A 12,664-nucleotide genomic window follows, 5' to 3' on the forward strand; every position below is an offset into this window, starting at 1 on the left:
GTGGGGCCCGCCCCGGTTCTGGAGCGACGAAGCGAAGGAGCGCAGCGACTGAGCGCAGGAGTGAAGAACCGGGGTTAATAGGGCCCCACCCCGCGACGCCGAAGGCGGCGCCAATAGACACAGCCATGTACTTGAATCCGGATTCAAGTTCGTTTACGGTCGGGTGCATCGACGGCCGTGGCGTGTCGAGTCGCGCCCCGAAGATCGGAGTACTCGTGGAGCTGTTCACCTCGACCGAGCGTGCCCGGGAGTATCGGCGCACGCTGCTCGCGTTCATGGACGAATGCGTATATCCGGCCGAGCCCGTGTATGCCGAGCAGATGGCCGCGGCCGGCGATCCGCATCATCATCCGCAGATCCTCGAGGACCTCAAGTCGGAGGCGAAACGGCGCGGCCTGTGGAATCTGTTCCATCCGCACCCGGAGTGGGGGCCGGGCCTGACCAATCTGGAGTACGCGCCGCTGGCCGAGATCATGGGCCGTAGTCCGGCATTGGCTCCCGAGGCCTGTAACTGCTCGGCACCCGATACCGGCAATATGGAGGTCCTCACCCTCTTCGGTACCGAGGAGCACAAACAGCGCTGGCTGGAACCGCTGCTCGACGGCACCATCCGGTCCGCGTTCGCGATGACCGAACCGGGGGTCGCCAGTTCCGATGCCACCAATGTGGAGATGCGGATGGAGCGCGACGGCGACGACTATGTGCTCAACGGTCGTAAATGGTTCGCCTCCAACGCCATGCACGCTCATTGCCGGGTGCTCATCGTGATGGGCAAAACCGATCCCGACGCGCCGAAGCACCGGCAGCAGTCGATGATGGTGGTCCCGATCGATGCGCCGGGCGTCACCGTGGTGCGCAATCTCCCGGTATTCGGCTATGTCGACCGGGAAGGCCATGCCGAGATCGAGTTCACCGATGTGCGGGTGCCGGCCACCGATGTGCTGAAGGGGGAGGGGGAGGGGTTCGCGATCAGCCAGGCGCGGCTGGGTCCCGGTCGTATCCATCACGCCATGCGGGCGATCGGGATGGCCGAGCGCGCGCTGGAACTCATGTGCGCTCGGGCCGATTCCCGGACCACGTTCGGGCGCAAGGTCAGTGAGCGGGCCAATATCCGGGACTGGATCGCCGAGGCCCGGATCGATATCGAACAGGCGCGGCTGCTCACGCTGAAAACCGCCTGGATGATGGATACGGTCGGGAACAAGGAGGCGCGTACCGAGATCGCCGCCATCAAGATCGCCGCGCCGGTGATGGCATTGCGGATCGTCGACCGGGCCATCCAGGTGTACGGCGCGGCCGGGGTGACCGAGGATTTCCCGCTCGCGAGCATGTACGCCCATCTGCGTACCCTGCGAATCGCCGACGGTCCCGACGAGGTGCACAAACTCACCATCGCCCGGGCCGAGCTCGGCAGGGCCCGCGCGGCTGCCGAAGCCGCGGGCGACCGTTGATCGCCTGCCCGGGCTCGTGGACGTAGCCCGGGCGTTCCCGGCCGCCGCCGGATACGTTGGATATGTCCGGCCGGCGCCCGGTGAGTTCAGCCGGCGCGGTCCGGACGGGCACGAGGAGGCAATCCATGACGGTCGAGACCGGAACCGCGCCGCGTCGGCGGCGCCATATCCTGCTGGAGCTCGGCTTCGCGACCACGCTGGCCGGTGACGAACTGCACGGGTCGGCGACGATCACCCCGCAGATGCACGTACCCGGTACCGAGCGGCTGCGTACCTCGGTCCTGGCCACCTGGACCGATACGGTGACCGGGTTGCTGGCCGCACTCACGCTGGGACCCCGGGTACCGGTGACCCTGGAGCTCGATGTGCACCTGTACCGGCCGGCCCCCGGATCCGGCGAGATCAGAGCGGTCGGGCGCAAGATCAAGGCGGGGCGGTCGGTATTCGTCGCGGAGGTCGAGTGGACCGTCGACGGTGAACCGTTCGCGTTCGGCGGCGGGTCGTTCATGGTGTCGCCTAACGAGGAGCTGCGGTTGCCCGCGAAGATGAGTATCGATATGCCGGTCTCGGACCGGTTGCTCGAGGTACCGCTCGCCGAACGCGCCGGGTGTGTACGCCGCGCGCCGGGTATCGCGGAACTGCCGCGCACCGACGACGGCCTGAACGCCTCACGCACCGTCAACGGCGGCCTGATCGCTCTCGCGGCCGAAGAGGCGGTGTTGTCCCTGGCTCCCGGGGCCACGCTGAGCAGCCTCGGTCTGCGCTATCTGCAACCCGCCCGGGTCGGGCCCGTGCTCGCCGACGCCACGTTGCGCGGCGATATCGGCCGGGCGGTACTGCGTGATTCCGGTAATCAGGATCGGATCACCACGTTGGCGACGGGGCGCCTGTTCCCCGTATGAGTGGCTCCGGCAGTCCGGCCCGGGTGGGTGGTCGCGGACCCGCTGTCACCGGCCACCGCGTCCCGGACAACCTTCGACGACAGTGAGCAGAGCGGTGAACGTCCAGGAAGACAGGCTTTCTCCGGACAGGCCGACGGCAGCGGGCGCGCCGCCGGACTCCGCGCCGGCCGGCGGTTCCTCCCGGCCGGCCCCGAAGAGCCGGCGTGGTATCCGTACCCGCGCCGCTCTGATCGCCGCGGCCCGTGAGGTCTTCGAAACCGACGGATTCGTGGATGCGCGGATCAGCGATATCACCCGGGCCGCGGGGGTGGCATCGGGGTCGTTCTACACCCACTTCGACAGCAAGGAAGAGATTTTCGCCGAGGTCGTCGCGGCGGTGCGGGAAGAGATGCTGCACCCGCATATCCGGGCCCGCGCCGGTAGCGACGACCCGCGCGACTGGATCGCCGCGGCGAATCGGGAGTATCTGAAGTCCTATCGGCGCAATGCCCGGTTGATGGCGGTCCTCGAGCAAGTCTCCCGGATCGATCCGAAGTTCGCGGCGCTGCGTGCCGAACGGGCCTCGGCGTTCATCGATCGCAATGCCGCGCTGATCCGGGGTCTGCAGGACCGCGGTCTGGTCACAGCACGGCTGGACGCGCGGGTGACGGCGCTGGCGCTGTCGAGCATGGTGAGCAAGATGGCCTACCTGGTGTACGTGGAGGGCGAGCGGATCGAATTCGACACCCTGCTCGACACTCTCGACTGGATCTGGTGCAACGCCCTGCAGTTGCCCGCGACCGCGGACGAGGTCCGGTGACCCGCGGCTGATCGTCGCGCCGGGGTGGTCGCCCGGGTGGCGCAGGGGCTGGCCGATGTCGTTGTGAGCACGCATCATTGGCATGGTCTGCGATATTTCTGCGCAGCGACCCGGAACCGATAGGACAGAGCATGACCGAACCCGGCCGCAAGTCGGCGCCGCAAGTGGATCAGACGGCGCCGAGCAGCGCCCGAATCTACGATTACGTGCTGGGTGGTAAAGATCACTACCCGGTCGACCGGGATGCCGCCGAGAAGGTGATCGCGGCGTTCCCGACCGTTCGGGTCGCCGCCCGGCAGAACCGGAATTTCATGCACCGCGCGGTCAACGAGATCACCGCGCTGGGGGTCACCCAGTTCCTCGATATCGGCACCGGGATCCCCACCGAGCCGAATCTGCACCAGGTGGCGCAGGCCGCGGAGCCGACGGCGCGGGTGGCTTATGTGGACAACGACCCGATCGTGCTGGCCCATGCCCGTGCGCTGCTGGTCGGCACCGCGACGGGACGTACGACCTATATCGACGCCGATCTCACCGACCCCGGCGCCATCCTGTCGGCACCACAGCTGAGCGAAACGCTCGATCTGGCCGAACCGGTGGCGCTGAGCCTGGTCGCCGTGCTGCACTTCCTGACCGCCGAACAGGACCCCTACGGGGTGGTGGCCACGCTGGTGGACGCACTCGCGCCCGGTTCGTTCCTGGTGGCGTCGCATATCACCATCGATCTCGACCCGGTGACCATGGCGAGCGCGCTCGAGGTGTACCGGCAGAGCGGCGTTTTCGCCCGGTCCCGCACCCGCGAGGAGTTCGCCCGGTTCTTCGACGGATTGGAGTTGCTGGAACCCGGTGTCGTCGTCGCCAATCAATGGCGCCCCGCGGGGGAGTCGCCGGATTGGCTGGATACACAGGTGAACTGCTGGGGTGCGGTCGCGCGCAAGCGGTAGCCGGGACCTGTGCGGGCGGCCGGTGGCAGGGCACACGTCCGCTCCGCATCGCGCGTACCCCACCGCGGGTGAGTTCCGTGGTTACTCCGTTCGCCGGGTCGCGGAGAAACCACGGAACTTGCGCAGATAACCGGCGACCCGGCGCAGCGGGACCGCACGCGGCCAATCGTCGGGACGGAAGTACGCGTCTGTCCCGCCATCTACGAAAATTACACTGCCACAGAGAAATTCGGCCGAGGGTGAAAGCATCATGTACACCCAGTCGGCGATATGCTCCGGTTTGCCGAATCCGCCGGTCGGTACCGGGAAAGCATTGATCGCCTTGGCCTCGACCGGCGATTCGAGCTGGCGCTCGAGCAGCGGGGTGAGGATCGCGCCGGGGGCGATGACGTTGAGCCGGATACCTTCCCCGGCCCATTCCGGCCGGACGGCATGCCGTCGCACCCAGCGGCTGACCGCGATCTTGGACGCCGCGTACACGAACGGGCCCGCCTGTTTGCCGAAGATCCGCACCGACCGGACGGCGCGCTCGGTATCGCCGGCCAGGAAGGCCGCGATCGCCCGGCGGGGTACCGCGGGCACAGTGGTGGCGGAATTGCTGCCGAAGGCGACTACCCGCGCGGCCCCGCTCGCCGCGAGCGCGGGCCGCCAGCCCTCCAGTAGTTCGACTGTGCCGAGATAGTTCACAGCCGCGATCACCGGCAGCCGCGCGGGATCGGGTGCCGGCCCCAGGCCCGCGGCGAGCACGGCACCGTCGAGCCGGCCGTCCGCGGCGGTCAGGACGCCGTCGATCGCCGCCCGCCGTCCTGCGGAGGTAGCCAGGTCGGCGACGATATCGGTCTCCTGGATATCCACCCCGATCACCCGGTGGCCCGCGGCGGTCAGTTTGTCGGCGACCGCTCTGCCCATCCCCGACGCCGCACCCGTGACCGCGTAGACACCCATCCGAAATCCCTTCGTCCGGCCCGGGATCGCCCCCGGCCATTTTCGTCGGAGTCTGTCAAAAGTACGGAGTCTGTCAAGCGCTCTGACGGACACGGCGGCGGCCGCGATCCCGACCGGCTGTGGTGCGTGCGACGACTCGTCAGTCCGGCAGGCGCAGATACTCCGGCAGCGTGAAACAGATGATGCCGAAGTCGTAACCCTTCTGCACGTACACCTCGGTGGCCACTCCGTCGGCCGACACCACATGGCGGCCGGCGACCGCCGGTGCCCAGTCGGCGGTGAATTTTCCGGGTGCCACCTGCTCGATCGGGCCGAAGGTCCCGCCGCCGGGTTGCCCGTTCACCCGGTCCTCCAGTGCGTTCACACCGTCGCCCAGCACGGTGACGGTGTAGGTACAGCTCGTCCCGTACTGGACGAAACCGAGGCCGAATCCGCCGGAGACGCTCACATTCGATACAGCGGCCGAGGCGCCGGGCACCGGCCCGAACGCGACAGCGGCGGTGACGGCTCCGGCGGTGATCGCGATACGCAGGTGTGCGGTGGTCGTCATGGCTTGTACTCCGGTCGTATCGACGGTGGGTACCCGGTGGAAAGTCCTGGTGGTAGTCCAGCACTCCGGGGTCGCGGGGAACCGTCACCGAGGGTCACGAAGTAGTCCCGGTTGCCGGGTCCGGACGGGCGTCGGCCCCTCCACCCGGGACTGGCACATTCCGGTGGGTGTGTAACACCTGAGTGCCGATCGGTGAATAACGGTGCGTAAAAGTTATGGGCACAAAACGATTGCCAGGGGAATGCTGCCGGTTCCGATGGTGGCGTCACGGTGATATCGCAGGGCCCTATAACCGTTGCACCGGACGCGTATCCCGGAATTCTCGCCGGACGACGGAGTTATTGAACAGCAATTTAAATGATGAATTATCCGTTTAATTCCTGATATGCAAGCCAACTCGAATTATCGGTATGGTCCTGTGCGCGAAGTGAAATCGCAGCCGCCCGGCCCAGGGTCGGTTCACGTGAGAAGGAATTGAACGTAATGAAGTTCGGCACTTTCGCCGCAACCGCACTCCTGTCCGTTGCTGCTGTAGGGATTTCCGCCGGCGTGGTGCACGCCGAACCCGCCGCTCCGGCTCCGGAGATCAAGAGCGAGGGCGTCGACCAGGGCGTCGCTTACGAGACCAGCGTCGACCAGAAGACCCAGACGATCACCACCGAGGTCCAGGACGGGCGGTTCGAACTGTCCCCGGACGGCGCCAAGGCTGTCCTCAAGGCCGTCAGCGGCGCCGTGGTCGCCGAAGTGCCGCTGCAGTACGAGATCTCCGGCAGCGAGATGGCCGTGGCCCACGAGATCAGTGCCGACGGGACGACTCTCGAACTGACCCCGACGGTCACCGCCGAGAACATCGGTGAGATGCGTCCGGTCAGCTCGATGGCCCGGCTCACCACCGAACTGCAGGAGAACGTCGTCGGTGTCGCGGTGGGCGCGGTGCTGGGCGGTCTGCTCGGCGCATTCGTCGGCCTCGGCTTCCTCAGCATCATCACCGGTCCGATCGGTCTGGTCGTGGGCGCGGTGGCCGGCGGCTACATCACCGGCGGGCAACCGTTCCTCGACTCCGTGATGGCCGTTCTGCGCGGCGAACCGTGACCGAACCGGCTCCCGACGAGGACGGCGGTCGGGCGCCGCTCTCGCAGCAGGACAAACGCGCGCGGGTAGGCGCCACCGCGGCCGCGATCGCCATCGCGGCCGTGGTGACCTCGATCGTGCTCGGGATCGGGGTGGCCGCATTGCTGGCCACCGCGGGAAGTGACGAGAAGACCGACGATCTCGCCGCCCCGCCCGCCGTCGAGACGACGGCTTCTCCCGGGGTCGCCACGACCTCGCCGGCGCCCGTGGCGCCGCCGTCGGTGCTGGTGCCGACGAGCACCCCGCCCGCTCCGCCCAGTGTCACCGCCTCCGCGGTCGGTACCGCGGGTTCGGCCAACAAAGAGGCCAAACAGGCTCCGCCGAAGGTCGAAGTGGCCGCCGGTGAATGTCTGAGCGCGGTAGGTGAGAAGGATGTCGTCAAGGCGTCCTGTGGTAGTGCGGAATCCCGCTACAAGGTCGCCAGTACCGGACCGGCGGGGACTGCCTGCCCCGCGGATGCCGACTCCAGTCACACCATCGGCGAGACGACCATGTGCCTCGATATCGACTGGGTGGTCGGCAGTTGTGTGGATGTTTCGAGTGACCAGCCGCAACGCACGGAATGCGGCCCGGGCGGGGTGCAGGTGATCAGCATCCTGCCGGAAACCGTGGATGTGAACGCCTGTCCGTCGGCCGACCGCGGTTTCGTCTACGACGAACGCCGGTTCGTGGTCTGTATCGGCGATCGCTAGACCGGGGTCCGGCCGCCCGGTGACCGAACCGGGCGGCCGGACCGCGGCGAACCGGGCAAATCGCCCGGGTTAAGCTGACGCATGACTCTGTCCCGACGTCGGTTACTGCAGGCGGGCACCGCCGGTGCGGCCGCGCTGCTGGCCGGGGCCGGGCTCGCGAGCAGTGCGCCGTACCGGGCGCCGCGTCGGCTGGGGGACCCCTTCACGCTCGGTGTGGCATCCGGGGATCCACTGCCCGACGGTGTGGTGCTGTGGACCCGGCTGGCTCCGGACCCCTTCGCCCCGGATTCACTCGGTGGTACCGCCCGGGCCCCGGTCACGGTCGAGTACGAGGTCGCCGAGGACGAGAATTTCCGCCGGGTCGCGGCACGCGGTAGCGCGGTGGCCACCCGGGAACTCGCGCACAGTGTGCATCCCGAGGTCCGGGGTCTGGCACCGGATCGCTGGTACTACTACCGTTTTCGCGCCGGCGGCGCGATCTCCCCGGTGGGCCGTACCCGCACCGCGCCCGCCGCGGCCGCGCCGGTGCGGCGGTTGCGCTTCGCTTTCGCCTCCTGCCAGCACTGGAGTTCCGGCTACTACACCGCCTACCGGCATCTGTGCGACGAAGACCTGGATTTCGTCGTCCACCTGGGTGATTACATCTACGAGAAGGAATGGGCGCGCGGCCGTGCGGGTGTATCGATCCCCGCGACACTGCGCGCCGAGGCGACCGATCTCACCGGGTACCGGCTGCGGTACGCGCAGTACAAGGCCGAACCCGAATTACAGGCGGCCCATGCCGCGTTCCCCTGGATCTGCACCTTCGACGACCACGAGATCGACAACAACTGGGCCGGTTTCGATCCCGGCACCGGAATCGACATCCATCTGCTGCCCGCACTGTTCCGGCGGCGCCGGGCCGCCGCTTTCCGGGCCATGTACGAACATCTGCCGCTGCGGATCGATCAGCTCCCCGCGGGACCCCACGTCCGGATGCACCGCCGCTATTCCTTCGGCGGTCTCGCCGATCTCACCATGCTCGACACTCGGCAGTACCGATCGTCGCTGGTATGCGGTGACGGCGGAAACCTGGTGGTCGACTGCCCGGACCGGTTCGCCGCCGACCGTACGATTCTGGGTGCGCCGCAGCGTGACTGGTTGATCGACGGGCTCACGCGGTCCCGGGCCCGGTGGCAGATCCTGGGCAATCAGGTCGCCATGGCGCAGTCCGACTACGACCCCGGGCCCGCGGTCGCCGTGGGTACCGACGCCTGGGACGGGTACGTCGCCGACCGTGACGCGGTGCTCGCCGCGGCCGCCGCGCGCGGCCGCGGAAATCTGGTGGTGCTCACCGGTGACCGGCACGAGAACTATGTGGTCGATCTGCGCGGGAACTATCGCGAGCCGGAATCTCCGGTGGTGGCCACCGAGTTCACCGGGACCTCGATCACGACCGGACGGGACGGCGCGGATCTACCGGCGCGGGGCCGGACGTTGCTGGCCGCCAACCCGGATATGAAGTTCTTCAACGGGCAACGGGGCTATGTCCGGGTCGAGATCGACGAGCGGCTGTGGCGCAGCGATTATCGGGTGGTGCCTTTCGTCGGCCGGCCCGGCGCGCCGATCAGCACCCGGGCCGCCTATGTGGTGGAGCACGGCCGGCCCGGTGCGCAGGCGGCCTGGGATCCCGGGCCGGGCACCGATCCGGCGGATACGGATCGCGTTCGGGATCCGGTGGCGGGCGCGGGCGGATGAACCGGCGCGACCCGTTCCCGGCCAGGTTGGCCGAAAGTGCCGATTTCGTGTCCGCGGGTATGTTCCCGGATGGGTGATCCAGGCCATAGCCTCGGAAAGATGTCCAGTTCCGCAACGAGCACCGGCGCCGCCGCCGGGCCCGGCCAGACCTTCGACTACGACGTACTCGTCATCGGCTCCGGATTCGGGGGCAGCGTGAGCGCCCTGCGGTTGACCGAGAAGGGATACCGGGTCGGTGTCCTCGAAGCAGGTCGGCGCTTCGCCGACGACGAATTCGCGAAAACGTCCTGGCGCGCCAGGCAGTACCTGTGGGCGCCGTATCTCGGCTGCTTCGGGATCCAGCGGCTCGCGCTGCTGAAGAACACCCTCATCATGGCCGGGTCGGGCGTGGGCGGCGGCTCCCTGGTCTATGCGAACACCCTCTACGAGCCGCCGGAGAAATTCTTCCGCGACGGCCAGTGGGCGGGGATCACGGACTGGAAAGACGAACTCACGCCGTACTACGACCAGGCCAAACGCATGCTGGGCGTGGCCACCAATCCGGCGACCACGCCGACCGACCGGGTCTTCCTGGAGGTCGCGGAGGAACTGGGAGTCGCCGATTCCTATCAGCGGACACCGGTCGGAGTCTTCTTCGGCGGCCCGGGAAGCCGGCCCGGTGAGGATGTGCCCGATCCGTACTTCGGCGGTGCCGGACCCGCGCGCCGCACCTGCACCCACTGCGGTGAATGTATGACCGGCTGCCGGCACAACGCCAAGAACACCCTGGTCAAGAACTACCTCTACCTGGCCGAGCAGGCCGGGGCGACGGTGCACGCTCTGCGTACGGTCACCGATGTGAAACCGCTGCCCGGCGGCGGGTACGAGGTGCGGACGGTGACGACCGGGCGCTGGGTACGCAAGAAGCGCGCCGTGTTCACCGCGGAACAGGTGATCTTCTCCGCTGCCTCCCTGGGGACCCAGCGGCTGCTGCACAAGCTGCGTGATTCCGGCTCGCTGCCCGATATCTCCGGCCGTCTGGGATACCTGTCCCGGACCAACTCGGAGGAGCTGCTCGCGATCCGCAGCCGGGACAAGACCAGCGATTTCACCAAGGGCGTGGCCATCACCTCGTCCATCCACCCCGACCACGACACCCATATCGAGCCGGTGCGCTACGGCAAGGGCAGCAATGTGATCTCGCTGATGGGCAGCGTCATGGTCGACGAGGAACCCGGGGTGTCCAAGCGCCGGCTGTGGCTACGCGAGATCTGGCGCAACCGCCGCGACCTGCCGCATCTGCACAACCCCCGGGGCTGGTCGGAACAGATGATCGGCCTGCTGGTGATGCAGTCGGTGGACAATTCGATCACCACCTACACCAAGCGCGGGGTGTTCGGCCGCAAGATGACGACCCGGCAGGGGGAGGGCGCGCCCAACCCGACCTGGATCCCGGCCGGCCACGAGGTGGGACGCCGGGTCGCCGACAAGATCGACGGTATCGCCGGTGGCGCCACCAGCAGCGTGTTCAATATCCCGATGACCGGCCATTTCATCGGCGGCTGCGTGATCGGTGAAAGCGCCGAGACCGGTGTCGTGGATCCCTATCAGCGGCTCTACGGTTATCCGGGTCTGCATGTGATCGACGGTTCGACCATCTCGGCCAACCTGGGCGTCAACCCGTCGCTCACCATCACCGCGCAGTCCGAGCGGGCGGTCGCGATGTGGCCGAACAAGGGTGCGGCCGATCCGCGGCCGCCGCTCGGGTCCGCCTATCGGCGGGTGGCTCCGGTGGCTCCGGTGGCTCCGGTGGTCCCGGAGTCCGCCCCCGCCGCGCTGCGGCTCCCGCTGATCGAGGTGAACCACCGGCCCGATCCTGCCGTCGTCGGCGGCGAGGAGCCGCGCTGAGCGGTCGCAATCGCCGGTTCCGGCCGGGTGTCGCGCGCACCCGGCCGAGCCGTTTCGCCGCAGGTGTGACCGCCTTCACATACGCTGGTCAGTAGCTGATGAGAGGTGCCCGGCGACCCCGGTCCGGAGGTGGCCGCGTTTATCTGGGCAAATTCCCGGGTAACGGATTGAGGTCGATACTCGCCGGAACCCGGTCGGCGGCGAGCGCGACGTCATGGGTCGGCCGGGCCGACACGGACGCACGCGCCGGAGAGGACTGACCGTGACGGACCAGCAACAGCCGGAACCACAACAGGTCGAAGCACCGCAACTCAAGAGGTCGGTGGCGGCCTCGGCAATGGGTAACGCCACCGAATGGTTCGATTACGGTGTCTACGCCGCAACGGCCACCTACCTGACCGATGCCTTCTTCCCGGGGGAACTCGGCACGCTGGGCACCATGCTCGGCTTCGCCATCTCCTTCGTCCTGCGGCCGGTGGGCGGTATGGTCTGGGGCCCGCTGGGCGACCGGGTGGGCCGCAAGGTGGTACTGGCCACCACCATCCTGCTCATGGCGGCCGCCACCGGCCTGATCGGCGTACTGCCGACACACAGCCAGGTCGGCGTGCTCGCCCCCATCCTGCTGATCCTGCTCCGCGTGGTGCAGGGTTTCTCGACCGGCGGTGAATACGGCGGGGCGGCGACCTATCTCGCCGAATGCGCCACCGACAAGAAACGTGGCTTCTTCGGTAGCTTCCTGGAGTTCGGCACGCTCGGCGGTTTCGTCGGCGGTTCGGCCGTGGTGCTGCTGTGCCAGTTGATCCTCGGCTCGGACGCCATGCACGACTGGGGCTGGCGGATCCCCTTCCTGATCGCCGTCCCGCTGGGTGCCATCGGCTGGTACCTGCGTACGAAGCTCGACGAATCGCCGGTTTTCACCGAGGTGAACGAACAGGAGCACCCGAAGGGTGGGCTCCGGGTGCTGATCACCGAATACCGGCGTGAGCTGCTGGTGCTGGGCGGCCTGGTCATCGCGCTGAACGTGGCGAACTACACGCTGCTCACCTACCAGCCCACCTACCTGCAGAAGACGATCGGGCTGGGCGAGTCGACCACTACTGCCATGATGCTGATCGGGCAGGTGATCATGATGGCCTGCGTACCGTTCTTCGGCCGGTTGTCCGACCGGACCGGGCGGCGTCCGCTGTGGCTGTTCTCGCTGGTCGGGCTGGCGGTGCTGTCGGTGCCGATGTACTGGCTGATGGGTATGGGTACCGGCTGGGCCATCGTGGGCTTCGTGGTGCTGGGCCTGCTCTATGTCCCGCAGTTGTCCACCATCAGCGCGACCTTCCCCGCCATCTTCCCGACCCACGTCCGCTACGCCGGGTTCGCACTGGCCTACAACGTGTCCACGGCCGCGTTCGGTGGTACCGCTCCGCTGGTGAACGAGGCGGTGATCGAGGGGACGAACTGGACCCTCTTCCCGGCCATCTATATGACCGGTGCCGCATTGATCGGCCTGGTGGCCTGGTACTTCCTGCGGGAGACCGCGGGGACATCGCTGCGCGGTACCGAGGTACCCGACGCCGAGTCCGAACCCGAACCGCCGAGCACCGAGAAACATCCCGTCGCGTGAACCGTACGGAA

At 67.8% G+C, this 12,664-nt stretch carries 11 protein-coding genes; 9 read left to right on the plus strand and 2 right to left on the minus strand.

Annotation, left to right across the window (positions count from 1 at the left end; translation table 11 throughout):
* The first annotated feature begins 215 nt into the window (after positions 1-215).
* From ACWEWT_RS32505 to ACWEWT_RS32520, 4 genes are all read left to right on the plus strand, one after another.
* The gene (locus ACWEWT_RS32505) at positions 216-1,451 is read left to right on the plus strand and encodes an acyl-CoA dehydrogenase family protein (RefSeq protein WP_452564718.1); all 1,236 of its coding nucleotides are present in this window, start codon (positions 216-218) and stop codon (positions 1,449-1,451) included.
* 125 nt (positions 1,452-1,576) lie between these two features.
* On the plus strand, positions 1,577-2,353 hold the full coding sequence (locus ACWEWT_RS32510) for a PaaI family thioesterase (protein ID WP_452564673.1): 777 nt from the start codon (positions 1,577-1,579) through the stop codon (positions 2,351-2,353).
* Positions 2,354-2,447: 94 nt separating this feature from the next.
* Positions 2,448-3,152, plus strand: a complete 705-nt coding sequence (locus tag ACWEWT_RS32515; RefSeq protein WP_452564674.1) for a TetR/AcrR family transcriptional regulator — start codon at positions 2,448-2,450, stop codon at positions 3,150-3,152.
* A gap of 131 nt (positions 3,153-3,283) precedes the next feature.
* Complete coding sequence (locus ACWEWT_RS32520) at positions 3,284-4,096, plus strand: SAM-dependent methyltransferase (protein WP_452564675.1); 813 nt, start codon at positions 3,284-3,286, stop codon at positions 4,094-4,096.
* Between the two features lie 81 nt (positions 4,097-4,177).
* Here the strand turns inward: ACWEWT_RS32520 and ACWEWT_RS32525 are convergent, their stop codons facing one another.
* Positions 4,178-5,041, minus strand: a complete 864-nt coding sequence (locus ACWEWT_RS32525) for an SDR family oxidoreductase (protein ID WP_452564676.1) — start codon at positions 5,039-5,041, stop codon at positions 4,178-4,180.
* A 139-nt stretch (positions 5,042-5,180) separates the two neighbouring features.
* Positions 5,181-5,591, minus strand: a complete 411-nt coding sequence (locus ACWEWT_RS32530) for a hypothetical protein (protein ID WP_452564677.1) — start codon at positions 5,589-5,591, stop codon at positions 5,181-5,183.
* Between the two features lie 483 nt (positions 5,592-6,074).
* Here ACWEWT_RS32530 and ACWEWT_RS32535 point away from each other — a divergent pair, with 483 nt between their 5' ends.
* From ACWEWT_RS32535 to ACWEWT_RS32555, 5 genes are all read left to right on the plus strand, one after another.
* Positions 6,075-6,683 carry a hypothetical protein gene (locus ACWEWT_RS32535; RefSeq protein WP_452564678.1) on the plus strand — a complete coding sequence of 203 codons (609 nt, stop codon included), beginning with the start codon at positions 6,075-6,077 and terminating at the stop codon, positions 6,681-6,683.
* Positions 6,680-7,414, plus strand: coding sequence for an LppU/SCO3897 family protein (locus tag ACWEWT_RS32540; protein ID WP_452564679.1), 735 nt, complete (start codon positions 6,680-6,682; stop codon positions 7,412-7,414). Before ACWEWT_RS32535 ends, ACWEWT_RS32540 begins: the two co-directional genes overlap by 4 nt.
* 81 nt (positions 7,415-7,495) lie before the next feature.
* Positions 7,496-9,151, plus strand: coding sequence for an alkaline phosphatase D family protein (locus ACWEWT_RS32545; RefSeq protein WP_452564680.1), 1,656 nt, complete (start codon positions 7,496-7,498; stop codon positions 9,149-9,151).
* 99 nt (positions 9,152-9,250) lie between these two features.
* Positions 9,251-11,038, plus strand: a complete 1,788-nt coding sequence (locus ACWEWT_RS32550; RefSeq protein ID WP_452564681.1) for a GMC family oxidoreductase N-terminal domain-containing protein — start codon at positions 9,251-9,253, stop codon at positions 11,036-11,038.
* A gap of 214 nt (positions 11,039-11,252) precedes the next feature.
* Positions 11,253-12,653: an MFS transporter gene (locus ACWEWT_RS32555; protein ID WP_452564682.1), complete on the plus strand. Its 1,401-nt coding sequence runs from the start codon at positions 11,253-11,255 to the stop codon at positions 12,651-12,653.
* Positions 12,654-12,664 lie beyond the last annotated feature (11 nt).

The organism is Nocardia sp. NPDC003963 (assembly GCF_053605105.1).

Bases quoted from the DNA above. Each gene is read 5' to 3' on its own strand.
- ACWEWT_RS32510 (WP_452564673.1), top strand. From the start codon at position 1,577: ATGACGGTCGAGACCGGAACCGCGCCGCGTCGGCGGCGCCATATCCTG.
- ACWEWT_RS32520 (WP_452564675.1), top strand. From the start codon at position 3,284: ATGACCGAACCCGGCCGCAAGTCGGCGCCGCAAGTGGATCAGACGGCG.
- ACWEWT_RS32525 (WP_452564676.1), bottom strand. From the start codon at position 5,041: ATGGGTGTCTACGCGGTCACGGGTGCGGCGTCGGGGATGGGCAGAGCG.
- ACWEWT_RS32530 (WP_452564677.1), bottom strand. From the start codon at position 5,591: ATGACGACCACCGCACACCTGCGTATCGCGATCACCGCCGGAGCCGTC.
- ACWEWT_RS32535 (WP_452564678.1), top strand. From the start codon at position 6,075: ATGAAGTTCGGCACTTTCGCCGCAACCGCACTCCTGTCCGTTGCTGCT.
- ACWEWT_RS32545 (WP_452564680.1), top strand. From the start codon at position 7,496: ATGACTCTGTCCCGACGTCGGTTACTGCAGGCGGGCACCGCCGGTGCG.
- ACWEWT_RS32550 (WP_452564681.1), top strand. From the start codon at position 9,251: ATGTCCAGTTCCGCAACGAGCACCGGCGCCGCCGCCGGGCCCGGCCAG.
- ACWEWT_RS32555 (WP_452564682.1), top strand. From the start codon at position 11,253: ATGGGTCGGCCGGGCCGACACGGACGCACGCGCCGGAGAGGACTGACC.